Here is a 25949-nt window from a genome sequence, read left to right on the forward strand (position 1 = left end):
ACCTCGACCGGTAGAGCCCAGGCGTCATGCGCCCGCAGCGTGAGCTCGGCCTGCTGTGACCCGTGAGTCGACGGGTGCCGCGCACCGGCGCCGGTCTGTTTCTCGCAGACTCGGGCGCTGGTCGAGGCCATACGATCCGAATTGGGTACCACGATACTTCCTTCCGTCGGAAAACCGAGCAAAGCCAGTCTTCGGCGGTAAGGCTCACGGCGCTGCATATAGTCGGAAAAGCTCTTCTCGTTTGCTCTGCACCTGCCAGGCTGGGAGCCCCGCACGCCGGAGGAGTCGTGGTGTCGGCGGCTGGACATACTCTTTTGCATCAGGGAGTCGACGGCGTAGCCCGACCGGCTGAGGAGGTGCACGTGAAGAGCACCAGTTCTCCGCTGACGAGCACTGCCGCCCGCCGTCGTCGAACGCTTGCGCACCTGTCGCCGATATTCGACGTGCACCTGAACCGGGCAAGGAACCCGTCGAGCGTGCAATGGGAGGCGTACGATTTCGTCGCCTTGATCCAGTCGTGCGTGGACATGATCGCTCTGTCCTCCGGATTGGAGGGCAATCTTGGCGCGCCGCGTGACGAGGTGCTCGCCGGCATGGCCCGTGTCGCTGGGAGCATGGCCCCGCACCGCCCTGCTGAGGAACACGCGCACGTTGCCCGGCATCTCCTCGACCACCTTCTCCGCCACAACGAGCCGACCCCGTACTTCACTGTCGAGTACGCGGATCCGGACTCCAGCTGGCAGCCGGTGCCTCTTCAGGTACGCGTGCTCTACGAGACGCTGGCCGCTGATGGGCGCACCCTGCATGTCAACGCCGACAACACCGCCGTGACCCTGCTGCTCATCGCGACCAACCGGTCGTTGGAGGACGAGCACGAGGCAGTGATCGCGGTCATGCGGGCGCAGGCCGAGAGTGGGCGTCTGGACGCGGCGATCGACTCGGCGGAGGACGCCCTGACGCTGTCGCGAACCTACGCGGCGAACGTCCGGCGTATGATCGCTGACGCCGAGCGTGACGTGACCCGCGTCGACTACCTGCGGGTTCTGCGGCCCGAGCTGGTGGCCGCGGCGGCCCATCTGGAGCGGCGGATCAGCGTCGACGGTACGTTGCTGCGGCACCTGGAGAACTTGCGGGCGGACGCCTCCGAGGAGCAGGACCCTGTGGCGGTCCGGCAGCTGTCTGTGGCCGCGTCGCGGCTCGGTGACGCGGTGGAAACCCTGGCTGCGCTGCAGACCGATGTGATCGGAGCCACCCCGCGCTGGCGTGAGGCCCAGGCCGCGCAGGCGTTCAGTGCTGTGCCCGTGAGTGAGATCGACCCGACAGCGGATGTGCTGACGGCGCTGCTGAGCGGACTGCCGCTGCCCCGCGGCGCCGAGCTGTCCCCACCGGCCCCACGCGTGCTGCTGGATGTCGCGGCGCTCGCGAACCGGCTTGCCGTACCGCCGCAGCAGATGCCGTACCCGGAGGCGACGCCCATTGCGGAGGAGCCGCTCGAAGACGCTGACGGGGTGTACGAGCAGTTCCCGGAGCAGTTCCACGATGTATCCCACGTGCTGCGTGCCCACCGGATCATGCCCGGCACCAAGGCGCGGCTGACCGACTTGCTGGCCGACGTCGACAGGCTGTTCGCCGCCGACGAGCCGTCCGCCGTCGTCGACGGGCTCGTGGCCGTCGTCGGGGGTTCGCGGGAGACCGCTCGCCGCAGGCTGAGGCTGCTGCTCGCGCTCGACGCGATGATGCTCTGGCGGCCCGACGGCCGGCCCGATGCTTCGGACGAGTGGTGGGCGCTGGACGACGGGATACGAGGAGTGCTCTCCGATCTGGACGTTCCTGATCTGCTCGTCTGCCGGAAAGGGGACGAAGATGACGGCACGTGACGACGCGCGGGATGTCGGCCTCCTCCTCAGGTACGGCCTCGACCCCACCATGTCCCCTGCCCGCCATGACGTCTACAGCCGACTGCTGGACCGCTTCCACACCGATCCCGATCTGCGCACCGCCTTCGACGAGACGGCAGACGGCCTCGGCCTGCGGGTGCTGAGCGCCGATCGTTCTGCAGGGCTCGTGTTGATCGCCGAACCCACCTCGCCGCTGGCGGTGACGGACGTCAGCCCCTGGCTTCGTATCCGGGGAACGGCTGATCGGCTGGTGTACGGGCTGGCCCTCGGGGGCGCGACGGCTTGGTGCTATCCGACCGCTCGAGCAGTGCGCGAGCCGGGTACGCGGCGCGTCACTGCCCTGGATGTCGACCGTCTCGTAAGAGAACATGCGGCGGCCATCGAGGCGGAAGAGATCACGATCGGCGGTGGGCTCGGCGAGGCATGGCGCGAGTACGCCACCAACCGTAAACAGGTCGCTCTGACATCGAGTGGCCGCCTGAAGCGGGACTGCACAGTACGGATGTGCGAGGACGTGCTGGTGATGCTGGCGTCCTTCGGACTGGTCGTGGTCGACAGGACGGTTCCACCTCCGCGAGCTGAGCTGAAGGTGTGGCGGTCCACGGACCGCTTCCGCGCCCACGTCGCGACCGCCGGCGGCCCTCTCGTGTGGCAGACGATCATCGGTTCGCCGGTGCCCACCAGCTACGTTGAGCCCTTCGACGCGAGGGAGGAGTGATGCAGACGGGCTGGCGCCTCGAGCGCACCTACCTGGCAGGCGCGGGCTTCCCCGAGTCACGGCTGGAGGGACTCAGTATCAACTGGTCCGATCCCTTCGAGCCGACCGGACACGCTGCGCTGTGGGCCGACAACGGCACAGGAAAGACGACGATCACGGCTCTGCGTTTCGGGCTGTACCTGCCGCACGCGCGGGACTTCATCCGCGGTGAATCCGACCGGTCCCTGGCGAAGCTGGTGCGTTCGGGCGATGTCTGTCACGTCGTCGAGCAGGCCACCCGAGTCGTGGACGGCGAACTCCAGCGCATCGTCATGGGCATGGTCGCCGACTGGGCAGACGGTGGCACTCAAGACCTCGACAACCCGCGCAAACTGCAACGCGACTTCTACGGATGGGTGACCTACGGCTCCGGGCCAACCATCGAAGACCTGCCATTCCGTACCAGCGCCGGCCGACGGGCAACCCATGCGCAGTTCGTAGAGGCGGTGCGTGGGATGCTGCCCAACGGCGGTGCGCTGCCGCCGCATCGTCCCTCAGACCACCAACGCGCCTGGGGCGACTGGCTGGCGGCTGCCGGAGTCGATGTGGAGCAGCTGCGGTTCCAGTCCGACATGAACGCCTCCGAAGGCGGCGTCGACCACGTGATGCGGTTTCCTGATTCCGACGCCTGCGTCCGGTGGCTCATCGGCGCGACCACCCCGACCACGACCGTTGAGCAGATCGGCAAGAGCATCGAGGTCCTGCGGGCGAACGCCGCCGCCCGTCCCCAGTGGTCCGACGAGCTCTCCCTGTGGGAGAGTCTCACCGAACCGTTGCTCCGCCTCGCGATCGCGCATGATCAGGTCGCCACTCACCGACGTGCGGTGGCCACCGCCGAGGCGAACGCCGCGGCTGTTGTGGCCGACTCCGAGGCGACCCTAGCCGAGCTGGCCGCCGAGGAGGCCAGTGCCGGAGAGAAACACGAGGAGCACGAACGCCTGCGCCGGGAGGCTGGCGCGACCGCACGCAGGGCTCAAGCGCACCGCTTGCGGATGCGGCTGAGAGCGGCTGAACTCAGGGCCAACGCCGCCGCAGCCCTCGCCGACAAGCGCCGCGGGGACCGCGACCGGGCGGTTCGCGAACTGGCCGCCTGGCGACTCGTCCAGGATGTACTCGCCGCCAACACGGCAAAGACCCAGCTGGCCGGGCTCACGGCCCGCCTTGAGGCTGCCGAGAAGCACAGCTCGGACCTTCGCAAGGAGGAACAGCAGCATCTGCATGCCCTCGCCCGGCTCCTCACCGACCACCGCGACCGTGCCGCCGCCGACCTCCGTGCCGCCGAGGAGCAACGGGACCGGGCCCTCACTGCCCTGGCGACAGCCCAGGACCAACAGCAGAAGGCCGTGGCGGCACACGCGACAGCCGCCGAGCAGGTCCGGCGCGTGGGTGATCAGATCAGCGAGTCCGAACGGATCCTCTCCGAGGCGGTCACCGCCGGTCTGGTTCGCGAAGGTGCCGATCCGGCGGTGGTGGAAGCCGAATGGGCGGGGAAAGCAGCTTCGGCGCTGAGCGGCCGCGAGGCGGCTGGTGAAGCGCTCAAAGCCGTCGACAAACAGGCCGATGCCCAGCGGAAGGCCATGGCGAAGGCCCAAAACGCGGTCGTCGCCGCCCGGCACGACGTGGAGAGCGCAGAACGCCAGCTACGGCACGTGAAGGACAGGGTCCGCGCGCTGGAGGACGACGAACGCATACGGGACGCCGTCGGCGACAGTGGCATCGAGCTGTGGACCGCCCGCACTGCACTCACAGACGCACTGAGCCAACGCGCCGAGACAGCCGACAGAGACGCCGCCGAAGCACGCGCCGCAGCCGCCGAGGCCCAACGCACCCTCGACGCGGTCGGCGCTGACGGTCTGCTTCCGGCATCTGCTCTGGTCGAAGAAGCCGTCCGGCGCTGCCAGGACGCCGATGTGCCGGCTTGGCCCGGATGGCGGTGGCTGGCAGACACGATGACCTCTCAGGCCGCCCAATCCTTCGCGACGGCACGTCCCGACATCGCGTCCGGCGTGGTGGTCTCCCACCCTGACCACTTCCATCGCGCCCTCGACGCTATCGGTGATCTCGAGACCGACACGGCGGTCTGGGTCGGTGCCGTCCTCGGCCCAGAAGCCGCCGTATCACCGAGTGCGGCCGACCACGCCGACGGAACACTCGCCCGAGTCCTGCTCCCGCACCCGGGGACCTACGACCGGGAGGCGGCGCGAGACATGCTCGCCACGGCCGAGAACGCGCTGACCTCGGCGACTCTGCGCCTCCAGGAAGCCGGTCAGCGTGCCACCGACGCCCGCAGCGCCCTCGCGGCCCTGACCCAGTTCTGGAAGGACTTCCCTGGGGATCCGCGTACCGACATCCAGGAGAAGATCCGATCAGCTCAGGAACGGCTGGAAGCAGCCCAAAGCGATGAACAAGCCGCGGCGGACGCACTCCAGGACCTCACCCGGCTCAAGCAGGAGCACGAGGCCACACGCGACGCCGCGCAGGAAGTCATCGACCGCGCGACCGAGATGCGGCGACTCCTTATCCCCCTGATCAGCGCTGCCGACGCCCTCTCCAGTGCCCGCGAGAAGCTACCGGGCCTACGCACGGCCGAGGCCGAGCACCGCCGCCGTGTCGACCAGCTCAACGAGGAGATACCGGACCTCGCCGTCGATGTCGAACAGGCACGCGACCTTGTACGCAGCCACACACGCCGCCGAGACGACGCAGCCGACGAACTACGCAGCGCAGGGCTGTCAGCCACCACCGACGGCCCTGTCCCCAACGATGACGCGCCCACCATCCGAACACGTCTTCAGAGCGTCACATCGGCCTTGGAGGACTCAGCGGTCGACCCGGAACTGCGCCAGCGGATCATCGACACCAGGCAACACGTCGCAGACCTGGACGCAAAACTGGACGCCGATATCGCCCTGCGGCGTCTGGCCGAGCGGTTCGCCGACGCCGATGATGCGCGGCATCCCGTTGCACTCGGCACGGCGACCCGCCAGGCCGAGGATCGCGAGGCGGAAGCGCGCGAGGAGTACGCGAAGGCATGGCAGGCCGCCGAAACGGCCAGGCGGGAACACCAGCGGCAGGCCGAGGACCGGGCAGACCGCTCCTCCCCGGACATCGAGGGATTTCCGTCAGCCGATCTCGTCGCCGAAGCCGACGAAGCCGAGGGGTTCGCCGACCAACTCGACGAACTGGCAGGCCAGTCGCTGCTCATCCAGCGCTCCGAGGAACAGCTCGCCCGGAACGCGGAGAGCGCCGCGACGGCGGCCCGCCAGTCAGCCCAACTGGTCGAAGCAAGCGTGGGCGCGCTGCGCTACCTCGCCGACCCGGCACTGACCGGCCGCCGTGCAGATGACATCACCGCACTCACCACCCAGATTGCGGACGTCTCCGAACGCGTCCGCGAGTCACGGAAGCACCTCACGGACAGCGAGCACGCCCGACAGAAGGAGGCCAGCACTGTCCGCGCACACGCCAACAGTCCGCAGGCACGCAAGGTCGAGGCCGCGGAGGATACCCGCGTCATCGACCTGATCTCACGGCTGCGCGGCGACGAGCAACTTCCCGCGGAGGCCGAACGCATCGCGGGAGAACTCGAACAACGAGCTGTCTCACTGCGGGACGACCTCGACCGACATGACCGCGACGTCCACACCTGCGCGGTCATGCTGCACGTACAGGCATCGCGGGCACTCGACCGGCTCCGCGCCTACCAGAACCAGTCACGGCTGCCCGACGGCCTGGGCGCGTGGTCCCAGCGACGCTTCGTCGTCATCGAACACGAAAAGGTTCCAGCCGACGAATCTGTCGCCATCGACCGGGTCGCCCGCGTCGTCCACTCCCTCCTGACACCCGGCGCCGGCCGGTCGGACGCACAGTCCCTACTGTTCGCCGCCGCCCGGGCGCTGGTCGACGCGCCCTTCAGGGTGCGCCTGCTCAAACCACACATCGACCTCTCCCTCGACCGCGTCGACGTCGCCGAACTGAAGAACTTCTCCGGCGGGCAGCGGGTGACCGCCGGCGTCCTTCTGTACGCGACGATGACGAAAGTCCGCGCCCTCTCAGACACCACCTCGGTCGGCTGGCTCTGGCTGGACAACCCCTTCGGACAGGCGTCCGCGGACCAGTTCGTCCGGACGATGCGACGCGCCGCCGACCAACTCGGCCTGCAGCTGCTGTTCACCGCCGCACCCAAGGACAAAGGAGCATTGTCGATGTTCGACCGCACCATCATGCTCGGCCGGCGCTCCCGCCCGTCCTCGGGTGAGAAGGTCGTGGTCGTGGACGACGGATCCCGCGAGCTGGTCGACCTGGTTCTCGTACAGCGCGACGTCAGGGCGGTACTTGGAGAATGAGTTCTGTCGACCTGGCCGCGTTGATCGCCGCGCTTGACCCTGACGGGCGCGGTGGCCGCCGCCACACCGACGACATCGCCGCCGCCATCGGCGCGCAGAACCTCGGGATCGAGGCGTCCGCGCTGCCCGAAGTCGTCCACGACACGATCAAGCGCGGGGAACAGGAAGGACTGTGGTCGGCGAGCCGGACCACGACCGTACGCCGGGGACGAACGGTCCTGCCCAAAGCCGTAACCCTGCTGGGAACAGCCCGCCCCGCCGACAAGCTGCTTCCTGTCGGCGTACCCCTGCGAAGTGAACTCGCCGGCTGGGCAGCCACGCTTCGTCTTGCCGCGACACAGCGACAGCTCCTCCTGGCCGTCAACGACTGGCTCCGGCGTACCGACGGCGGACACGTCCCAGTTGCCTCCGCAGCCGAACGCGCATACGAGCTCCTCCGTGACGAGAAGGCGTTCGACAGCAACCCGCCGCGCGGAGGAAGCACCCTGTGGGCGCCCGGTCGGCTGACGTTCGAGCTGCTGCGCTGCGAGCGGCTGCCGACTCCCCTCGTCTGGGAACCGGTCACCTCTGAGATCGGCCAGTCGGGCGCCGTCGTATGCGTCGAGAACCACGCCACCTTCCGCACGCTCCTCCGCGTCCTGCGTACCCGCACTGTCCCGCCCTGGGCCGCCGTCGCCTGGGTCCAGGGCCGCAACACCGCGCCCCTGGAGTCCCTTGCGGCGTTGCCCTTCCCGGTCACACGTCTGGATTACCTCGGTGACCTGGATGCCGCCGGTCTTCAGATCGCCACCACGGCCTGCGCCACGGCCGAGCGTGCCGGTATTCCGGCATGGCCGGCCGAGCGACTCTGGACTCTGCTCGTCATCCAGCCCCCGCGCCCAGCGCCTCCTACCTCGGAGGCCAAGGCCCGGGAGCTGGTCGCATGGCTCCCCGCCTCAGTCCGCGATCAGGCACGCGACCTGCTGGTCACCGGACAAGCGGTGCCGCAGGAGGCCCTTCGCTTCGACGTTCTCAGTGACGCGCTGCTGGCGTGTTGACCGGATGAAACCGGCCCACCCCCGGCCCTATGTGCCGCATACGCCTGGGGCATCTTCGACCTGCCCGAACTCCGGTCGACGTCACCGCAGGCCCCACCACGAGGGTGCCCCTCGCCGGTAATTACGAGTGGCGGCGGGAAGAAGGGTCCACGAACGAAACCGGCCACCCGCTGCACAGGGGGCTCCACACCCGCTCAGGGGAGGACCATCAAGCGGAGATGTACGGACTCGGTTCATTCCAACTCCCCCGCGCCCGCTTCTCCTGAGATCGTGACCGTTACGAGAGTCCGACCAGATCAATGCGAGACCGCTGGCAATGAGCGCGAGTACTCCAAGGTGCCAGGGAGATCGCCACCGGAAGAGAAGGGTCCTCTCAAGCACAGGTGCTATCTGGCCAGCGCCATCACGTTCTCCAGCAGCGCGTACAGGAGCTTCGGCTCTCCCCCGGCGGTACGAGCGGCCTCGGCGTACGTCGGAGCATGCTTACAGTCGGCGACGTAGCCATCGCCCTGTTTGGCCAGTTCCTTACGACGCTCAGTCCACGCCGGCCAGTGCTCGGCGAGATACGCCTCCAAGTCATCCTCGAAGACGGTATGAGTCGCTTCGCACGCGGTGGCTGGCCGAGCGTTCACCGAAGCACCCAGGTAGCCAAGGATATTGATGTTCTTCTCCCCTGCTACACGGACTGTCTCTGCCTTCCCGGCCAGCGCTTTGGGCCCCGTGTCGCCGTCGAAGACTACGTAGCACCTCACACCGAATCCACTCAGGATGGCGTGGGCGAGGATGAGGTTGTCCTTGCCTTCCACATTGATCACGCTGATGCCGTTCGCGCCGAGACTCAAGCCCTGCTGCTCGGCGAAACCGAGGATGACCGCCTCGTCTGCCTCTCCTTCAACGAGCACAGCGGCCGCGACGAACAGCCCCTCTGCCAGGTCCTTCACGTAGCGCGTTGTCGCATGACGCCGGATGGACTTCTCCGACACTCGACCGTTGAGAGACTGAACAAGATCCAGTTCGGAGAGCTGCCGCACCCTGACATCGGGATGTTCCCCGCTGCCCACCCTGGCCAGCCGACGGATCTGTTCGTAGTTGCGAGGGTCGATGAACACCGGGCTGTGAGTTGCATACATCACCTGAGTTCGGTCCACCGCCGAGGCGACAAGGCCGCGCAGAACCTGGGCGAAGACCCTTGTCTGCGCAGGGTGCTGGAAGAGCTCCGGCTCCTCGATCGCCAGACACAGCGACCGGGTTCCGTCCTCGGGTCGCCGAGTTTCCGCGAGGTACTTCAATGCAGCGATGATCAGCGCTCGTTGGAAGCCGTGGCCCTGGCGACGCACCAAGGTCATGGCTGCCCCGTCCTTGATGCTGACCGCGAACGTTGTCTTGGCCGGCTTCGGGATCTGCGCCACAGGTTTCACGACGATGTGCCGCCCCGTGCTGAATTTGGCGACCTCGTCGGATAGCGAGCCGGACAGCTTCTTGAGCACCGGCCCGTAGACCTCCTTGTGCACCTTCTCACGAGCTGTCTGCGCGTCGTCCTCGATCGCGGTGAACCGCGCATCGGCCTCAGAACGGTCGACCGCGTGCTCAAGAATCCTGCCCACCGCCGTCGCCTTGCCGTCGTCCGCCTCCTCATACGCGCGCAGGTCGGCGGAGATGAACACGAAGTCGATCAGCTTGGCGAGCAGCCCTTGGCCAGCGAACCCAAAGAACTGAGTGCCCTCGACATCCGTTTCGGCGAGCCGATCGCGGTTCTGCGACTCCCAGACACGCATGGCGGCCTCTGCATCATCCGATCCCTTAGCAGCAGGCAGATCCAGCCCAGGGTCGCTTGCCCTCAGCGCCTTGTACGCGTTGTGCTTCTCGCGTTTCCCCTCAAGCCGCCTGATCTCGTCGAACGGTGGGTATGCCAAAGCCTTTCCGGTGATCCGGTCGTCCCCGTCCTCCCATGTGCGCCAGATCCGTACGGAGTCAACTCCGTCGGGCGCGTAGTACCCCAACGCGGCGCGGTCGAAGGCCGTCAGTCCGTCGAACTCCACTTCCACACGGATTCGCTTGCCTTCCGCTGCCGAGTGAACGTCCTCTTCCCCGAGCACTCCTCCCTTGTCTCCGTTGAAGAACCAGTCAAGGGCACGCAGCACGGTGGACTTACCGACGCCCGTGGGGCCGATGAGGGAAGTGATGGCGTCGAAGGAGACATCCAGCGAGCGCAGGCAACAGAAGTTCTCGATACATACGCGCTTGATCTTCACGAGCGTCCTGGGGATGCAAAGGTACGGGCCCGTGGGGCCACAGAGACAACTGTGACGTTAGCGCCAGAGGTGATGTAAGGTCAGTTTCTTTTCATAATTGGGTACACGAGACATCCGCCACAAGTCTTGGTCCCGCCCAGGGGCAGTCGTCGGCAGTGGGTGGGGCCTCTCTCCGAAAGAGAGCCACCGCCTTCCGCATCGCCCGCACTTTCCGGGATCCTTTACACGGACGTGATCGCCTCGCCGAGGACCCGGCTGCGCGGATAGTGGTCCCGGAGCTGACCACCGGAGCAGACACAGCTGGCGCGCTCAGTACTCCATGTCCTGCCGCATCTCGGCGTAGTACTCGGCCTCGCATTCGGCGTAGTACTCGGCTTGGTTCTCCGCGTGCGTGTCAAGGACACCGGACAAGCCTGCGAACAGCACCCAGGCAGCATCGTGGAGACGCCGGACGTCCGCGTCGAAGTCGACCCTCTGCTGGTCCGGCCGCGCCCGCACCAACCCCTGCCCCTTGCCTCCCTTCACCGTGCTGTACCGAAAGGTCTGCCCGTTCTCGTCGAGATGGTGGAGCCAGTCCAGGGTGTCTTGAGTGGGCGGATCGATCCGGTCGTTCGGGGCCGGCATCAGCCGGCCGAGGTACTGGTTCAATCGGTCCGCCAAGTGCGCGATCACGTGGGACCTCGTCAGGAAGTTGTCGAGCTCGTCGGGCGGCACCGACACTCCGTCGCGGCGCAGACAAGTCGCGGCCGACCGGATGTTCCACTTCAAGCCGAGTTCGATGGCATGCCGGTACTGGTAGTAGATCGGCACGGGCAGAGCGTCGTTCGTGCCCGTCCGGATCCAGTGGCTCACCAGGATGGCACCCGCCTCCAGGTAACCGAGAGCCAGGTCGAGATCGTCCTCGTGGGCACCTCCGAGAACAGCGATGCTGTTCCACTCCGACCGGCGCGGAGGCAGGCGGGTCAGATCAACCGGGTCACCCCCGGCGGCGTCCACGTCATCCAAAAGCGCATCATCCACGGAGCCATAGTGATGGCCCGACCACCCGGCGCGCTCCGCATTTTCGACCTCCGCGAACGCCCTGCAGCTTGCCTGAATGACTGCCCGCAACGTAAATGAGCGAGACCCTGCCTGCGGTGCTGGCCAACGCCGAGCTGGTCGATGACGACCACCCGAACCTCCGCCGTCCTCGTCGATCAATGGTTGCAGTTTTGGTTGCATTCACCCCCGTCCAGCGCCGTTCGCCGCCTACCCTCAGTCCCGCGCCGCCGCAGGTCAGGACGTTCCTGATCACTCCCGAACACCCAGGCGAACATTTGGAAAGCGTGTTGGGGGCAACCCCTCACGAGTTCGAATCTCGTATCCTCCGCCAGTGCCTCACCGGGCACGATGTCGAAGGGCCCCACCGTTCGCGGTGGGGCCCTTCGACGTTGTCCGGCGTTGCCCACCCCCGGCCCGCAGAGCGTGACCCCCGTCACGTGTACGGAGGGGGCCCGGTTCCGCGCCTTCCCAGGTCAGCGGCGTGCCGCGGTCTCTGTCGTCCGGGTCTGTGCCCATGGACACAGCGGGCGCGGCGCGCGAAGGCGCATACTGAGCCATGACCAAGCCCTCGACGCCGAAGCGTCATCTGCCCACCAGCCCCTTCAAGGCCCCGGTCGCGCCGGCGCCCAAGCACTTCGACACCGGTGATCAGGTCACCCACGACGTGTACGGCCTCGGCCGGGTGGTCGGCATCGAGGACGGAGTCGCGGCACTCGTGGACTTCGGCTCGGCGCAGATGCGGATCCTGAGCCCGTACCCCAAGATGACCAAGCTCTAGGACCACCGTGCCCGCTCCGGGCACGCCAGGCCCGCTCAGCGGCCTGTGACGAAAGGCAGACCTCTCATCGACTCCACATCGCTGTTCTCGGCCCCGACCGGGCAGACACGCAGCTCCACCGGATCGCCGCGTCCGACGACGCAGCCGTTCCAGGCTCCGGACTTCGGCGAGGACGAGACCCTCTGGACCGAGGACGCGCAGCAGGCCGCCCCGGACACCCACGCGCGGCGGCCCGAGTCCGCCTAGCGACTGTGCCGAACCGGCGGCGCCGCGCACGGAGGAACTGCCGTGGTCGGGACAAGCCCGCCTAGGTGAGGCGATGGCACGCTCCCCGCATGAGCGGCGTGGCCGAAGTGACGTGCCGTACCCGGCCGAAGCGGCTTCCGTGGCTCTTCGTCGGCACCGGTGCGGCCGGACTGATCCTGGTGGTGGCCCGCCTCGTGATCACGGGTGGGCTTCCCGACGGCTGGGTGCTCCCAGGGGTTCGAGGCGGGCGCCCGTGTCCACCTCACGGTCCGGCGTGGTCAGGTGCGGGAGGTTGTCGGCGAGGAGCACGTGTGGCGCGAGCACTTCCCCGCCGCCGGTGAGATCACCGTCGTCGCGGCGATGTGCGTGCCCCTTCACCGCCCGATCCGCACCCCCCGCTCCACCGTCACCTGGTCGATGTCCGAGACGCGGACCGTCAGTTTCATCGTCCAGGCGCCCTCCAGTGGGAGGGTGAGGTCGTTGGTGGCCCAGTAGCCGCCCCGGTCGGTGAGGCCGGCGTCGATGGGACCCACGTCCTTGGACGGGAGGGTGAAGGTGACGCGGAGCTCCGGGACGGAGGACAGGGCGCCCTGGGGGCCGAAGACGACCGCCTGGAGGCCGTTCTCGCCGACGCGGCCCGGGTCCATCGTGAGCTGGACCGTGCCGCTGCCACCGGGCGTCCCCGTGTCGTAGGGGACCGTCAGGGCCTGGGCGCCGGGCAGGCCCGCCACCTGCGGCGCGGGCGCCTTCGCGGCCTCGGCCTCCGCCCGGGAGGGCAGGGTTCCGGTCAGCACCGTGGTGACCAGCAGGACGGCCACCGCGACCACCACCTCCGCCAGGACGGAACGGCGCAGGGCGCGGCGGTGGACGGCTTCCGGTTCGACGGCTTCCGGCGGGGCGGTGGTCACGTGCGTGGTCCTCGGTTCGGGGGGCGGGCCCGCCGCGCCCACCAGCGCCGGTACGCGTTCCTCGGCCACGGCCGGGCGGGCCAGCAGGGCCGTCCAGCGGCGGGACAGGGCCGCCGCGAGCAGCAGGAACACCGTCGCCGCCAGCTTCACGGCGAGCGTGCGGCCGTACGCCGTCCCGGTGAGGGCGGACCAGGAGCCGAGGCCGCGCCAGGACTGGTAGGCGCCGGTGAGGACGAGGACCGTCACCGATGTGAACGCCAGGCGGGAGAAGCGGGCCACCGTGTCGTACGGGGGCGGGGTCTTCGCCCGGTGGAGGGTGAGCAGGAGGGCGGTGAGGCCGCCGAGCCAGGCCGCCGTCGCCAGCAGGTGCAGCACCGACGACGTCATGGCGACCGGGACCTGGATGCCGGCCGAGGCGTGTTCCGCCGACGCCCATGTGAGGGCCAGAGCCACGGAGAAGGCCGCGCCCGCCGTCACGCGCGTGCGGAGGGTCCGGTGGCGCAGGACCGGGAGGAGCAGGGCCGCCGTCAGGAGGAGCAGCACGCGGGCCAGGAGCGCCATGCCCGGACGGCCGCTCAGCGTGTCCGGGAACGTCGACACGTCCAGCGCCGTCAACGGCGACGCGCCCTTCTCGTAGGGCGCGCGCAGCACCAGCAGCCCCGCCGTCGTCACCAGCAGCGTCCACCAGCCGAACAGCAGCGGCGCCCGCAGCGGGCCCGTGTCCGGCGGGCGGCACAGGGCCGCGAACGCCGCCGTGCCGATGAGCAGCGCGGCCGCGATGTAGGCGAGGTAGCGGCCGGTGTCGTAGAGGCTCTTGGTGACCGGGTGTTCGGCGTGGTCCTGGGGGGCCGCCGGCGGGGTGGGGGACGGCTTGCCGATGGAGAAGGTGAACGCGCCCGACACCGGGTGGCTGTCCGCCGAGACCACCCGCCACGCCACCGTGTAGGTGCCTTCGTCAAGGTCTTGGGGCAGGGCGGCGCGGGCCGTGTCGGCGGCGCCGGCCGCGTGTTCGGGTTCCTCCATGTGGACGCGGCGGTTGTCGGGGCCGTAGATCCGGAAGGAGTCCTCGAGCAGGCCCACGGACTCGGTGAACGTCAGGGTGACGTGGGTGGGCGCCGTCCTGACGACGCTTCCGTCCTCGGGGTCGCTGGCGCGCAGGGCCGCGTGGGCGCTCGCCGGAGCCGCGCCCGCGAGGAGGAGCACCAGCAGCGTGCCCAGCAGCACCCATGCCCGCAGGACCGGCGACCCGCCGCCCGCCGCCCCGTCGCGCCGTCGCTCCACGTCGTACCCGCCTCCCGGCCGTTCGCCTCCCGTGGAGTACGGACGGGACGCCCGGTCCGCTCAACGCGGCGGGGACGTCTTCACCACGTGGGGCGGGAGGTCGACCCTCCGTCGACCACCAGATCGTGGCCGGTCACCCAGGACGCGAGCGGGGACGCCAGGAACACGCAGGCGTCGCCGACGTCCTCCGGGCGGCCGAGGCGGCCCACGGCGGACGCCTCACGCCAGCGGCGCACGCCCTCCGGCCAGGCGTCCTCCAGGCCCTCCCGGTCGATCAGGCCGGGCGACACCGTGTTGACGCGCACGCCCCAGGGGCCGTACTCCAGGGCAGCCGTGCGGGCGTGCATCACCACCGCGGCCTTGGAGGCGCCGTAGTGCGCGTGGCCGGGGGCGGGGAAGCGGGCCTCGACGGAGGCGACGTGGGTGACGGAGCCGCCGCCCTGGTCCCGCATCAGCGCCGCCGCCGCCTGGGTGCAGGCGAAGACGGCGGTGAGGTTGGTGTCCACGACCGCGCGCCACTCGGCCGCCGTCATCCCGGCGAGCTCCTGGACGGGCTGGACCCCGGCGTTGTTGACCAGCGCGGTGAGCCGGCCCCCGAACCGTTCGGCGGCCTCCGCGACGAGCCGGTGGCAGGCGTCCTCGTCGGTGAGGTCGGCCCGCAGGACGACGGCCCGGCCGCCCGCCTCCCGGATGGCGACCGCCGTCTCCTGGGCGGACGCGACCGAGGTGCGGCAGTGCAGGGCGACGGCCGCGCCCTCCTCGGCGAGCCGGCGGGCGACGCCCCGGCCGATGCCGCCGCCGGCGCCGGTGACCAGGGCGACCTGGCCGTGCAGCAGTCCCCGCCCGCTCATGCGCGGCCCAGCTCCGCGACGAGAGCGGCCCGGTCCGGGTACCGCGCGGCCAGCTCGGCCGGGTCGCCGTGCTCGTAGCCCTCGTAGGTGAAGCCGGGGGCCATCGTGCAGCCGAACAGGGTCCAGGCACCGCCGTCCGCGACACGGGCGCCCATCCAGGTGCCGGCGGGGACGGTGAGCTGGACGTGCTGGCCGCCGAGCACGTCGGGGCCGAGCACCGGCGTGCTGCTGGTGCCGTCGGGGGCGAGCAGCAGCATCCGCAGCGGGTCGCCGAGGTAGTGGTGCCAGGTCTCGTCGGCGGGCAGGCGGTGCAGGGCGGAGAAGTCGCCGGGCCCGTCGGTGAGCAGGGCGACGATGGCGGTGCCCTCGGGGCGGCCGTCGGGCCCGGCGGGACCGGCCCAGGTCTGCCGGAACCGGCCTCCCTCCCGGGGGATCGGCTCCAGTCGGAAGTGGGCGACGAGGTCGTCGGGGGTCACCTTCCGAAGGCTACCTCGCGCGTGAGGAACGCGAGTTGTGCGTGCTTCTGGGGGAGGTACACGTCCGGCAGGTCCACCTCGGGGAGCACGACCCGGGGTCCGGTGGTGAAGCCCTGCCGCGCGAACCGGGCGATCGCCTTCTCGTTGGCGACGTCCGGGTCGACGACGATCCGCCGTCTGTCCAGGCCCAGCAGGACGTACGCGGAGACGGCGACCGCCAGGCCCGCGGTCCAGCCGGAGCGGGTCTCGCCCGGCTCCGCGGGCGCGAGCAGCAGGTGCATGCCGATGTCACCCGGCTCGACGGGGTAGCACGCGCCCACCCGGTCGGCCTCCGGCTCGTACGTCTGGAGCAGCCCGGCCGGGGCGCCGTCCTTGACGAGGAGGTACGCGTGGTGGGTGCCGAGGGTCTCCATGTGCGCGTAGATCTCGCGGACCCGCTGCTCGGTGAGGCCGTTCATGCCCCAGAACACGGCGCGTTCCTCGCTCACCCAGCGGTGCAGCAGGGGCGCGTCGGCGGCCGGGTCCAGCGGCAGGACGCGTACGGTGCCGAAGCCGTCGACCTTCTGCTCGTGGACGGCCGGGCGGGAGGCGTACGGGTCAGACATCGGTCTCCTTCGTCAGCTGCGCCCAGTCGGTGACGACCGGGGCCAGGTCTCCGGCGAGCCACAGGGGCTGCTGGTCTCGGTGGTGGGGGGAGCCGGGGCGGCCCGAGGCGCCGTGCGGCACGACCCAGCGGCTGTCCTCGCGCCGGGCCAGGTCCCAGACGTAGCGGGCGGCGGGGCCGCGGGCGGCGAAGTCGGTGATGCCGGGCACGGCGGAGGTGCACAGCACGCAGTCGTGGTCGCCGGACAGGCCGGGCTCCTCCCGCGGGTCCTCGGGCGGCAGGGCGCGCCAGGGCGCGAGGCGGTGGGTGTCGCCCCAGGCGCCGGAGGGCGGCGCGGCGGCCACCTCCTCCAGGGCCGCCCGGACGACGGCGGGGCGGTCGATGCCGAACAGGTCCTTCGCCGCGAGCAGGTGCTCCAGGGCGAACCCGATGCGCGGGACCAGCGCGAGCCAGGGGCGGAAGACGTCCGGGTACGGCGGCGGGGTCGCGGCGGCGGCGAGGGCGGGCTCGGCGGCCAGACGGCGGACGACCGCACCGCGCAGGGCCGCGAAGGCGGCGGCGTCCGCGCTGCCGGCGTCCATGTGCCGGTCCCAGGCCAGCAGCCGCGCGCGCAGGGCGGACGCGGGTCCGGTGAGGTCCGGGGCGTTCAGCGCGGCCAGGTGGTCCAGGAGGGGTGCGGCGGAGGCGAGATGGGTGTCGGTGTGGATCGCGGCCATGTCGGCGGCGGACCAGCGGTCGCGCCGGGCGAGCAGGGCGGCGATGCGGCGGGCGCGGTGCGGCGGCGCGAACTCCACGCCGAGCGGGGCTGCGGGGCCGCGCTGGTTGGCCATCACGGCGACGCCGTCGTCGAGACCGGCGCGCGGCGGCTCGTGCCAGCCCCGCCACTCGTGGCCGGGCTCCCACGCCGGCACGAGGCGGACGCGGTTGGCGTCGGCGCGTACGGGGACGCGGCCGGCCACCCGGTGCAGGGTGCCGCCCTCGGTGTCGGCGGCGAGGACGACGTTGACGGGCTCGGCCCACAGGTCGGCGGCACGGTCCACGTCGGCCACGCTGCGGGCCCGCAGCAGCGGCAGCAGGGCGCCGAAGCCCAGGTCGCCGGTGACGCGGGGCGGGTAACGGAGGGCGACGGCGAGCGGGGGTCCGCCGGACTCGGGCACCCCGCCGTCGAGGCCCTCGGGGCCGCCGATGACGACGGGCCCGCGCTCGGTCTCGACGACCTCCACCTCGACGGGGTCCTCGCCCGCGACCTCGACGGTCTCGGTGTGCCGTGCGGCCCGCCGCCAGACGCCGTCCGGGCCGAGCGCCTCCATCCCGGCGCCGGTGCGGCGCAGCCGCTCGCGGTAGAGGTCCTGGTAGTCGGCCATGGCGTTGGTGATGGCCCAGGCGACCGTGCCGGTGTGACCGAAGTGGGCGATGCCGGGGACGCCCGGCACGGCGAGGCCGACGACGTCGAACTCCGGGCAGGACAGACGTATCTGCTGGTAGACACCGGGGTCCTCGATGAACCGGTGCGGGTCGCCGGCGATCACCCCCTGCCCGGTGACCGTGCGCTCCCCCGCGACAAGCCAGCCGTTGCTGCCGGAGGTGCCGGGGCCGTCGGTGGCGAACAGGCCCACGGCGTCCGCCCCGAGGCGCGCGGCGGCATGGTCGCGCCACAGCTTGGCGGGGAAGCCGGCGAAGAGGAGGTGCGTGGACAGCCACACGGCCAGCGGCGTCCACGGCTCCCAGCGGCCGGGGAGGACACCGGCGCGGGCGAACTCCGGGGCGCTGTGCCCGTGCAGGCCCTCGTTCACGCCGGTGACGTACGCCCGGATCCAGTCGGCGGTCTCCGGGTCGCGCTCCTCCAGGCGGGCGAAGCAGCGGCGGGCGGTGTCGGCGATCCGGGCGCGCCGGACCAGCACGTCCCAGGACAGCTCGCCGGCGCCGAGGAAGGAGGCCGAGGCGCCCTGGGCGCGGTGACGCTCCACCTCGATCTGCCAGCCTCGGTCGCGGGCGGTCACCAGGCCCTGGAGGCGTGCGAGTTCACGCGGGCCGTCCGCCCGCAGATGGGGAATCCCCCAGGCATCCCGGAAGATCGCACCGGACACTGTGCCCCCACTTCACTTTAGGTTAGGCTCCCCTAAGTTAACCCGTGACGTGACGGGATCGTACGCGAAGGGTGAGAACGCGATGGGGCAGGGGCGGGGTTGGGAGGGCGCGGTCCTCAAACTGCTGCGCGCGAAGGATTTCACGTTCACGGTGACGGGCGCCGAGGACGTCACCGTCGACTACCGGCGGCTGACCTTCACCGACGGCGGGATGCTGGCGACGACCGGCGTCCACCCCACGATGTGGGTACGGCTGTGGTTCGACGACGCGGGCAAGCCCCACCAGCGCGCGTACACCCTGGTCGACCCCGACCCGGAGACCGGCACCTTCGCGCTGGAGTTCGCGCTGCACGAGGGCTGCGCCAGTGACTGGGCGCGGGCGGCGAAGGCCGGGGACACCGTCGAGGCGACCGTGCAGGGCACGGGATTCGAGCACCCCGACCCCTCCCCGTCCCACGTCTGCGTGGTCGGCGACCCGGCCTCGCTGCCGGCCGTCAACTCCCTGCTGGGCGCGCTGGGTGACGCCCCGGCGACCATCTGGTTCGAGGGCTCCCTCGACGGGCTGCCCTGCGCGGCCGACCCCGCGCGGCACGAGGTGCGCGAGGTGCCCCGGCGGGACGCGGGCGCGGCCCTGGTGGAGCGCGTCCGCGCCGAACTGCCGGACCTGCTGGCGTCCGGCCCCGACCCGTACGTGTGGATCGCCTGCGACACCGCGACCACCCGCGCGCTGGGCGCCTTCGTCCGCAAGGAGCTGGGCCTGCCCAAGCAGCGGGTGCAGGCGCTGGGGTACTGGCGCGCGAGCTGACCCGCGACGCGCGATCAACTGGGGGACGCGCGATCATCGGGAGCATGGACGTCACACTGCACCTCGCCCAGGACCCCGACGCCGACCGGCTGCTGGGCCGCAGCCCGCTCGCCGCGCTGACCGGGATGCTGCTGGACCAGCAGATCCCCATGGAGTGGGCGTTCAAGGGCCCGGCGACGATCGCGCGTCGGCTCGGCGCGGACGACCTCGACGCGCACGAGATCGCCGCGTACGACCCCGAGGCGTTCACCGCGCTGCTCTCCGAGAAGCCCGCGGTGCACCGCTACCCGGGGTCGATGGCGGGCCGCGTCCAGCAGCTGTGCCGGTACCTCGTGGAGCACTACGACGGTGACGCCGAGGCGGTCTGGCGGGGCGTGGAGGACGGGCGCGAGCTGCTGAAGCGGCTCCAGGACCTGCCCGGGTTCGGCAAGCAGAAGGCGCAGATCTTCCTCGCCCTGCTGGGCAAGCAGCTCGGCGTCCGCCCGTCCGGCTGGCGGGAGGCGGCCGGGGCGTACGGCGAGCCCGAGTCCTTCCGCTCGGTCGCGGACATCACGGGCCCGGAGTCGCTGGCGAAGGTGCGGGCGCACAAGCAGGAGATGAAGGCGGCGGCGAAGGCCGCGAAGAAGACGGGGGCGTGACGGGCGCCGCGGGCCCGCTTCCGAGGCGTACCGGGGGCGGGTATGTGAGCCGGGGGTGGCGTACGGGGCGGCCCGTCAGGGCGCGCGACGGGCGCGCGGACCGTTTTCTGATGGTTTCCGGCATCTTTTACGGCGGCGTACTGCGTCGCCATGGCTGCGCCCGGAACGTCTCGACCGGTAGGCTTTCCGTGTGATCTTCAAGCGCATCGGAAACGGCCGGCCGTACCCCGACCACGGCCGGGAAAGCACCCGGCAGTGGGCGGACGTGGCGCCGCGCCCGGTCCGCCTCGATCAGCTCGTGACGACGAAGCAGCAGCTCGACCTCGAAACCCTCCTCGCCGAGGACTCGACCTTCTACGGCGACCTCTTCGCGCACGTCGTGAAGTGGCAGGGCGACCTGTATCTCGAGGACGGACTGCACCGCGCGGTGCGCGCGGCGCTCCAGCAGCGCCAGGTGCTCCACGCGCGCGTCCTCGAACTCGACTGACACCCGTCGAACCCTCTGACGGCCCGGTTTGGCCCTTTCGGGTTGGACTGCACCCAGTCGAATGATCATCTAGTAGGCATAGCAGCCCGGGCGCACTACGCTGCGCTCATGAGCATGCTCACTCCACCCGGCATGGGCGGCCAGTACCGCATCACGGGTGACAAGTACCCGCGGATGCGCCGGCCCCGGCGGCGCGGCAAGCTCGTCGTGCTGACCGTCGCCTCCGTCGCCGTGCTCGGCGTGGGCGGCTGGGGCACGCTGCAACTCATCGACGTGTTCACCGGCGGGGGCGACTCCGCCTCCGCGGCCGGCACGAAGGCCGCCTGCGGCACCACGGTGAAGCCCTCGGCGAGTCCAGCGGGGGCCGCCAAGCCGCTGCCCCTCCCCGGCACGATCACCGTCAACGTGCTCAACGCCACGACGCGCAGCGGGCTCGCCCAGAAGACCGCCGACGAGCTGAAGAAGCGCGGCTTCAGGATCGGCGAGGTCGCCAACGCACCCGAGACGTTCGACAAGAAGGTCAAGGGCACCGGCGTGCTGCTCGGCCCGGCGACCGCGCTGGACACGGCGCTGCCGGTGCTGGGCACCCAGCTGGCCGGCGCCGAGCGCCGCACGGACCCGGCGCGCAAGGGCGTCGAACTCGATCTGATCATCGGCGACGCGTTCCGTGGGCTCACGGCGAAGACGGACGCCGACAAGGCGCTGACCGCACTGGCCAACCCCGAGCCGGCGCCCGCCTCGAAGAAGAACTGCTGAACCTCCGGGCCGTCGGGCGCGCGGGGTGTGAGCCTCGGGGTTACTCCGCGGCTCCGTACATGCGGTCGCCCGCGTCGCCGAGGCCCGGGACGATGTAGCCCAGCTCGTTGAGGCGCTCGTCGACGGACGCCGTCACGACCGTCACCGGTGTGCCGGCCAGCTCGCGCTCCATGACCTCGACGCCCTCCGGCGCCGCCAGCAGCACCACGGCGGTCACGTCGTCGGCGCCGCGCTTGATCAGCTCCTGGATGGCCGCGACGAGCGTGCCGCCGGTCGCCAGCATCGGGTCCAGGACGTACACCTGACGCCCGGAGAGGTCGTCCGGCATGCGCGTGGCGTACGTGGAGGCCTGGAGCGTCTCCTCGTTGCGCACCATGCCCAGGAAGCCCACCTCGGCGGTCGGCAGCAGCCGGACCATGCCGTCCAGCATGCCGAGGCCGGCCCGCAGGATCGGCACCACCAGGGGGCGGGGGTGGGACAGCTTCACGCCCGTGGTCCGCGCCACCGGCGTCTGGATGTCCACCTGTTCGGTGCGCACGTCGCGCGTGGCCTCGTAGGCGAGCAGGGTGACCAGCTCGTCGGCGAGACGGCGGAAGGTCGCGGAGTCGGTGCGCTGGTCGCGCAGCGTGGTGAGCTTGTGGGCGACCAGGGGGTGGTCGACGACGTGGAGACGCATGGCCTCAACCCTAACCGGGACACGGAGGGTCGGCGTCCCCGTGCGTGGCAAGGGTATGGGGCGCCCGTCACCCCTTCGCTGGCGTCAAACCGCCCGGTCGGGGGAAGGTGGGAGGGACGGATTGGGGTGATGAAGCAATGCCTGAGCAGGAGGATCGCGATCCGTCGGCCGGGGCGTCCCGGGCGTCCCGGGACGCCGAAGGCGCCGGGGGCGAGGTGGACTGGGAGGCCGAGCGCCGGCGGCGGCGGGCGCGGTTTCTGAGGGAGCTGGCTGAGGCTCGGGCGTTGCGGGACCGGGTGCAGCCCCGGCGGGCGAAGGCGGCGCGGTTGCGGCACGCGATGCGGATGCGGACGTTTCGCTGGTAGCGGTTCGTCAGGCGCCTGTGCCTGTGCGGGGCGGGGCGTCCGCGTGCTTGGCCCCCGGTGCCGGCCTTTCCAGGTGCTTCGCCTGTGCGGACGGGGAGTGTCTGCGCACCTGGCGCCCGCAGGGTGCCGTCGCGCCCACCCTCCCCCGCTCTCGGCTTCTCCCCCTACTTCCGACTCCGCTCCAGCTGGGCCCCCACGGGCGGGAGGCGCCCCCACCGCCCTGGTGAAACCTCCCAGGCTCTTGAGGCACCGGGGGACACCTACGCCGGCGGATGGCGGGAGCCGTGCCCGCGGATCGCGTGAGCCGTGTCCTGCGGCCGGCGGGTTGCCGTCGGCGGCAGGCCGGTTGCCGTCGCATGGGCGCGACACGCGGGGTGGCCCGTGGGGGAAAGGGCCCGCGGGTCCCTTTGACGTGCCGCGCTCCCGTGGCGGGGTTGGGCGCGTACGATCCGGTCGTGGCGGCGACAAGCGCGCTGGACCGCGATCGAAACTGCCGGACACAGGGACCCGAAGACATCCCCTGACGGCCTTGTTTCTGCCACGATTCCCAGTGGGCGGGGTCTCAGCTCCGCACACCCGCCCGCACACCTCCGCCGGGGGGACCCCCAACCGGCACGCCTATGACCAGTGGGAGAGTCACGGTGTACTTCGCCGCACTGCTCGCGCGCACCGAAGACGGGTGGGAAGCGAGCGACACAGAGCTCGACGATGTGGAAACCCTGTCGGATCTGGCCGACCTGGCCCGGGAAGCCTCCCCTGACGAGGACACGGTGCTCGTGCTGATCGAGCAGGAGGACGGCTGGTTCGGCGTCGTCCGCGTGGACGGTGAGGAGGATCCCAGGATCTACGTCTCCGACGCCGCGGCGGCCGCCCGCAGCAGCTACGGGGAGATCCTGCTCACCGACGAACTGCTCGGCCGGGAGCCCGGGGACGACGGCCCCGACCTGGACGCCCTCGACCTCGACGGCACGGAGGACGGTGAGCCGGACGACGAGGACGCCGACGGCGCCCCGTACACCGCGTCCGGCGAGTCCGTACCGCACGGCCCCGTCGGGGACGCGCAGGTTCTGGAGGATCTGGGCGTGACCGAGAAGGAGCTGCGCTCGATGACGCAGGACGCGGTCTCCGAGATCGCCGAGGCGCTGGGCGCCTCCGAGGTGCTGGAGACCGTCCGCTGACCGTGCCGACCACCACCCCCGCGCCCGGCCTCCCCGACCCGGTGCGCGACCGCTGGCGGGAACCGATGCGACTCGCCCTGGACGAGGCCCGCCGGGCCGTCCCGGGCGGGGACGTCCCCGTCGGCGCCCTCGTGCTGGCCGCGGACGGGGTCACCGTGCTGTCCCGCGCGCACAACGAGCGCGAGGCGGTCGGCGACCCCACGGCGCATGCGGAGGTCCTCGCGCTGCGCCGGGCCGCCGAGCGGGCCGGGGAGTGGCGGCTGGCCGGCTGCACCCTGGTGGTCACACTGGAGCCGTGCACGATGTGCGCGGGCGCCGTCCAGCAGTCCCGGGTGGACCGGGTGGTCTACGGCGCCCGGGACGAGAAGGCCGGTGCGGCGGGATCCCAGTGGGATCTGGTCCGGGACCGGCGCCTCAACCACCGGCCCGAGGTGATCGAGGGCGTGCTCGCCGAGGAGTGCTCGAGGCTGCTCACGGAGTTCTTCCGGGGGCGCTGAATACCGATTTCGATCCACGCGCCACCGTGCTGTAAGGTCTCCCTCGGTAGCGTGTCCGAGCGGCCGAAGGAGCTCGCCTCGAAAGCGAGTGTGGCGCAAGTCACCGAGGGTTCAAATCCCTCCGCTACCGCTGGTGAACGAGGGGCCCGGTCCGATGGACCGGGCCCCTCGTCGTCGTCCGGTCCCTCTCCGCCCGGTACGCTCCGTGACCGATCTTCACTCCCATGGCCAAGCCGGGGTGCCGCGTCCGTCATCCGAACGCAGTGTTGCCGGCAGGTTCTCCCTCGAGGAAGAAGGGTCATGGCACACATACGACGCATCCTCGCCCGGCGGTCACTTCCCCTGGCCGTCCTCCTTCCGGCCGCCGCCGTGATGGCCGCAGGCCCCTCCCTGGCGTCGGAGGGCGGAGGCAGTGCCCCGCCCACTGACGGGACATCAGGGAGCGCCAAACCGACGATCGTGCTGGTGCACGGGTACTGGGCGGACGCCTCCGGCTGGGACCGGATCGTCGAGAGCCTGCAGGCGCAGGGCCATCCCGTGGTGGCCACCGCGAACCCGCTGCGCAGCCTGTCCGGCGACGCCGACCACCTCGCTGCCCGGCTCAGGTCGATCGAGGGTCCCATCGTCCTGGTCGGGCACTCCTACGGCGGAGCCGTCATCACCAACGCCGCCGCCGACATCCCGAACGTGGAGTCCCTCGTCTACATCGCCGGGTTCGCGCCCGACAAGGGCGAGACCGCCTTCCAGCTCGCGGCCAAGTACCCGGGCAGCCGGGTGACGGACGACCCGAGCGCACCGGTGCCCACCGCGCTGAACGCCGTACCGCTCGGCGGCGACGCGACCAACGTGGATCTGTACCTCAAGCCGGAGAGGTTCGGCGACGTCTTCCTGAGCGACCGGCTCGGTGCGAGCCGCACCCGGGTCCTGGCCGCCACCCAGCGGCCCGCCACCGCCGCCTCCGGCAACGAGCCGACGCAGGCAGTCGCGTGGAAGACCGTCCCGTCCTGGTACCTCGTCCCCACCGACGACCGCACCATCGGCACCGACAACCTGCGTTTCATGGCCGAGCGGGCCAAGGCCACCACCGTCGAGGTCGACGCGCCGCACGCCGTCATGGAGACCAACCCGGACGACGTCACCCACCTGATCCTGCGTGCCGCGGGCGACTCCCGGCCCAGTCTCGCCAAGACCGGCACGAGCGGCCGGACGGCGGTCCTCGGCGGCACGGCGGTGCTCGCCGTCGCCGCGGGCACAGTGATCGCGATCCGCGCCCGCCGCGCCTGACCGCGCCGTCGAGAGGTCCGCCCCTCGGTGACGCGCGCCGCACCGGGTCGCTCCGGAACGCCCCTCCACTCCCCCGCCACCGCCCCAGAAGCGCCCCGTCGTCAGGCGGGGCCCTTCGTGCGATCATGGGCCCGCTCGATGCACGCGTGACAGCAGTGGGATCCGTGACAGGGGAGGGCCGCGATGGCGGTGAACGCGAAGAAGGCCGCCGTCTATCTGGTGGTGGTCTTCGTGCTGTACGTGATCATCACGGATCCCGAGACCGCCGGCGACTACGTCACCATCGGGTTCCAGGGCATCTCGGACGCCGCGAAGGCGATCGGCGACTTCATGACCTGGCTGGCCGCAGGAGGCGAGTGATGATCCGGCACCTGGTGCTCTTCAAGCTGAACGAGGGCGTCCGCCGCGACGACCCGAAGGTCGTCGAAGGCGTGGAGGCCTTCCGCGCGCTGGAGGGGAAGATCCCGGAGATCCGCTTCTGGGAATGCGCCTGGAACATCAGCGACCGCCCCATCGCCTACGACTTCGCGATCAACTCCGCGTTCGACGACGCCGAGGCGCTGCGCCGCTACGTCGAGCACCCGGACCACCGGACGGGGGTCGGACTGTGGCGCGAGTTCGCCACGTGGGTGATCGCCGACTACGAGTTCTGACGCACCCTCCGCACTCCGTGCGCCGAGGCCCCCTGCCGCTGCAGGGGG

Annotated in this window: 24 protein-coding genes and 1 tRNA gene; 17 read left to right on the forward strand and 8 right to left on the reverse strand. The window is 70.9% G+C overall.

The annotated features are described in order from the left end of the window. Nucleotides 1-362 precede the first annotated feature (362 nt). The 4 genes from MTR79_RS32630 to MTR79_RS32645 are packed head-to-tail and all read left to right on the forward strand — an operon-like array spanning nt 363 to nt 8038. Nucleotides 363-1877, forward strand: a complete 1515-nt coding sequence (locus MTR79_RS32630; RefSeq protein WP_244792889.1) for a hypothetical protein — start codon at nt 363-365, stop codon at nt 1875-1877. Then, nucleotides 1864-2616 carry a hypothetical protein gene (locus tag MTR79_RS32635; RefSeq protein WP_244792891.1) on the forward strand — a complete coding sequence of 251 codons (753 nt, stop codon included), beginning with the start codon at nt 1864-1866 and terminating at the stop codon, nt 2614-2616. Before MTR79_RS32630 ends, MTR79_RS32635 begins: the two co-directional genes overlap by 14 nt. Further along, nucleotides 2616-7001, forward strand: a complete 4386-nt coding sequence (locus MTR79_RS32640; RefSeq protein ID WP_244792893.1) for a hypothetical protein — start codon at nt 2616-2618, stop codon at nt 6999-7001. The genes MTR79_RS32635 and MTR79_RS32640 overlap by 1 nt, the downstream gene beginning before the upstream one ends. After that, complete coding sequence (locus tag MTR79_RS32645) at nt 6998-8038, forward strand: hypothetical protein (RefSeq protein WP_244792895.1); 1041 nt, start codon at nt 6998-7000, stop codon at nt 8036-8038. Before MTR79_RS32640 ends, MTR79_RS32645 begins: the two co-directional genes overlap by 4 nt. A 386-nt stretch (nt 8039-8424) precedes the next feature. Here the strand turns inward: MTR79_RS32645 and MTR79_RS32650 are convergent, their stop codons facing one another. Continuing rightward, nucleotides 8425-10290, reverse strand: coding sequence for an AAA family ATPase (locus tag MTR79_RS32650; protein ID WP_244792897.1), 1866 nt, complete (start codon nt 10288-10290; stop codon nt 8425-8427). A 309-nt stretch (nt 10291-10599) separates the two neighbouring features. After that, the gene (locus MTR79_RS32655; protein ID WP_244792899.1) at nt 10600-11310 is read right to left on the reverse strand and encodes a hypothetical protein; all 711 of its coding nucleotides are present in this window, start codon (nt 11308-11310) and stop codon (nt 10600-10602) included. Between the two features lie 577 nt (nt 11311-11887). Between MTR79_RS32655 and MTR79_RS32660 the strand changes: the two genes are divergently transcribed. Then, complete coding sequence (locus MTR79_RS32660) at nt 11888-12109, forward strand: hypothetical protein (protein ID WP_048460412.1); 222 nt, start codon at nt 11888-11890, stop codon at nt 12107-12109. A gap of 45 nt (nt 12110-12154) precedes the next feature. Continuing rightward, nucleotides 12155-12355, forward strand: a complete 201-nt coding sequence (locus MTR79_RS32665; protein ID WP_086701369.1) for a hypothetical protein — start codon at nt 12155-12157, stop codon at nt 12353-12355. Nucleotides 12356-12729: 374 nt separating this feature from the next. Here the strand turns inward: MTR79_RS32665 and MTR79_RS32670 are convergent, their stop codons facing one another. From MTR79_RS32670 to MTR79_RS32690, 5 genes are all read right to left on the reverse strand, one after another. Beyond that, complete coding sequence (locus tag MTR79_RS32670; protein ID WP_189363902.1) at nt 12730-14487, reverse strand: copper resistance protein CopC; 1758 nt, start codon at nt 14485-14487, stop codon at nt 12730-12732. A 137-nt stretch (nt 14488-14624) separates the two neighbouring features. Then, nucleotides 14625-15395: a glucose 1-dehydrogenase gene (locus MTR79_RS32675; protein WP_189363695.1), complete on the reverse strand. Its 771-nt coding sequence runs from the start codon at nt 15393-15395 to the stop codon at nt 14625-14627. Next, nucleotides 15392-15871 carry a cupin domain-containing protein gene (locus MTR79_RS32680; RefSeq protein ID WP_086701364.1) on the reverse strand — a complete coding sequence of 160 codons (480 nt, stop codon included), beginning with the start codon at nt 15869-15871 and terminating at the stop codon, nt 15392-15394. Before MTR79_RS32680 ends, MTR79_RS32675 begins: the two co-directional genes overlap by 4 nt. After that, nucleotides 15868-16476, reverse strand: coding sequence for a GNAT family N-acetyltransferase (locus MTR79_RS32685; protein ID WP_086701363.1), 609 nt, complete (start codon nt 16474-16476; stop codon nt 15868-15870). The genes MTR79_RS32680 and MTR79_RS32685 overlap by 4 nt, the downstream gene beginning before the upstream one ends. Beyond that, nucleotides 16469-18562, reverse strand: coding sequence for a penicillin acylase family protein (locus MTR79_RS32690; protein WP_244792901.1), 2094 nt, complete (start codon nt 18560-18562; stop codon nt 16469-16471). Before MTR79_RS32690 ends, MTR79_RS32685 begins: the two co-directional genes overlap by 8 nt. A gap of 82 nt (nt 18563-18644) precedes the next feature. Between MTR79_RS32690 and MTR79_RS32695 the strand changes: the two genes are divergently transcribed. From MTR79_RS32695 to MTR79_RS32710, 4 genes are all read left to right on the forward strand, one after another. Then, nucleotides 18645-19367: a siderophore-interacting protein gene (locus MTR79_RS32695; RefSeq protein ID WP_244793374.1), complete on the forward strand. Its 723-nt coding sequence runs from the start codon at nt 18645-18647 to the stop codon at nt 19365-19367. Nucleotides 19368-19411: 44 nt separating this feature from the next. Then, nucleotides 19412-20005, forward strand: coding sequence for an HhH-GPD-type base excision DNA repair protein (locus tag MTR79_RS32700; RefSeq protein ID WP_086701358.1), 594 nt, complete (start codon nt 19412-19414; stop codon nt 20003-20005). Between the two features lie 190 nt (nt 20006-20195). Then, nucleotides 20196-20492 (forward strand): type II toxin-antitoxin system VapB family antitoxin, encoded by a 297-nt coding sequence (locus tag MTR79_RS32705; protein WP_004943146.1) that lies wholly within the window; start codon nt 20196-20198, stop codon nt 20490-20492. 132 nt (nt 20493-20624) lie between these two features. Beyond that, nucleotides 20625-21248 carry a LytR C-terminal domain-containing protein gene (locus MTR79_RS32710; RefSeq protein ID WP_086701357.1) on the forward strand — a complete coding sequence of 208 codons (624 nt, stop codon included), beginning with the start codon at nt 20625-20627 and terminating at the stop codon, nt 21246-21248. 40 nt (nt 21249-21288) lie between these two features. Here MTR79_RS32710 and upp read toward each other — a convergent pair whose 3' ends face one another. Continuing rightward, the gene (gene upp / locus MTR79_RS32715) at nt 21289-21924 is read right to left on the reverse strand and encodes a uracil phosphoribosyltransferase (protein ID WP_033273349.1); all 636 of its coding nucleotides are present in this window, start codon (nt 21922-21924) and stop codon (nt 21289-21291) included. A gap of 137 nt (nt 21925-22061) precedes the next feature. Here upp and MTR79_RS32720 point away from each other — a divergent pair, with 137 nt between their 5' ends. The 7 genes from MTR79_RS32720 (at nt 22062) to MTR79_RS32750 (ending at nt 25901) form a co-directional block, all read left to right on the forward strand. Further along, on the forward strand, nt 22062-22289 hold the full coding sequence (locus tag MTR79_RS32720; protein WP_086701355.1) for a hypothetical protein: 228 nt from the start codon (nt 22062-22064) through the stop codon (nt 22287-22289). Between the two features lie 641 nt (nt 22290-22930). Continuing rightward, complete coding sequence (locus tag MTR79_RS32725) at nt 22931-23467, forward strand: hypothetical protein (RefSeq protein ID WP_086702785.1); 537 nt, start codon at nt 22931-22933, stop codon at nt 23465-23467. A 65-nt stretch (nt 23468-23532) separates the two neighbouring features. Beyond that, nucleotides 23533-23964: a tRNA adenosine(34) deaminase TadA gene (gene tadA / locus MTR79_RS32730; protein ID WP_225252622.1), complete on the forward strand. Its 432-nt coding sequence runs from the start codon at nt 23533-23535 to the stop codon at nt 23962-23964. Nucleotides 23965-24009: 45 nt separating this feature from the next. Beyond that, nucleotides 24010-24094: transfer RNA gene (locus MTR79_RS32735), tRNA-Ser, on the forward strand. A 170-nt stretch (nt 24095-24264) separates the two neighbouring features. Continuing rightward, the gene (locus tag MTR79_RS32740) at nt 24265-25248 is read left to right on the forward strand and encodes an alpha/beta hydrolase (RefSeq protein WP_244792903.1); all 984 of its coding nucleotides are present in this window, start codon (nt 24265-24267) and stop codon (nt 25246-25248) included. 183 nt (nt 25249-25431) lie between these two features. Continuing rightward, nucleotides 25432-25608: a hypothetical protein gene (locus MTR79_RS32745; protein WP_028960538.1), complete on the forward strand. Its 177-nt coding sequence runs from the start codon at nt 25432-25434 to the stop codon at nt 25606-25608. Further along, nucleotides 25608-25901 (forward strand): Dabb family protein, encoded by a 294-nt coding sequence (locus MTR79_RS32750; RefSeq protein WP_086702784.1) that lies wholly within the window; start codon nt 25608-25610, stop codon nt 25899-25901. The genes MTR79_RS32745 and MTR79_RS32750 overlap by 1 nt, the downstream gene beginning before the upstream one ends. The last annotated feature ends 48 nt before the right edge of the window (nt 25902-25949 follow it).

It is taken from the genome of Streptomyces sp. BJ20 (genome assembly GCF_022869105.1).
Lineage (GTDB): Bacteria > Actinomycetota > Actinomycetes > Streptomycetales > Streptomycetaceae > Streptomyces > Streptomyces griseoincarnatus.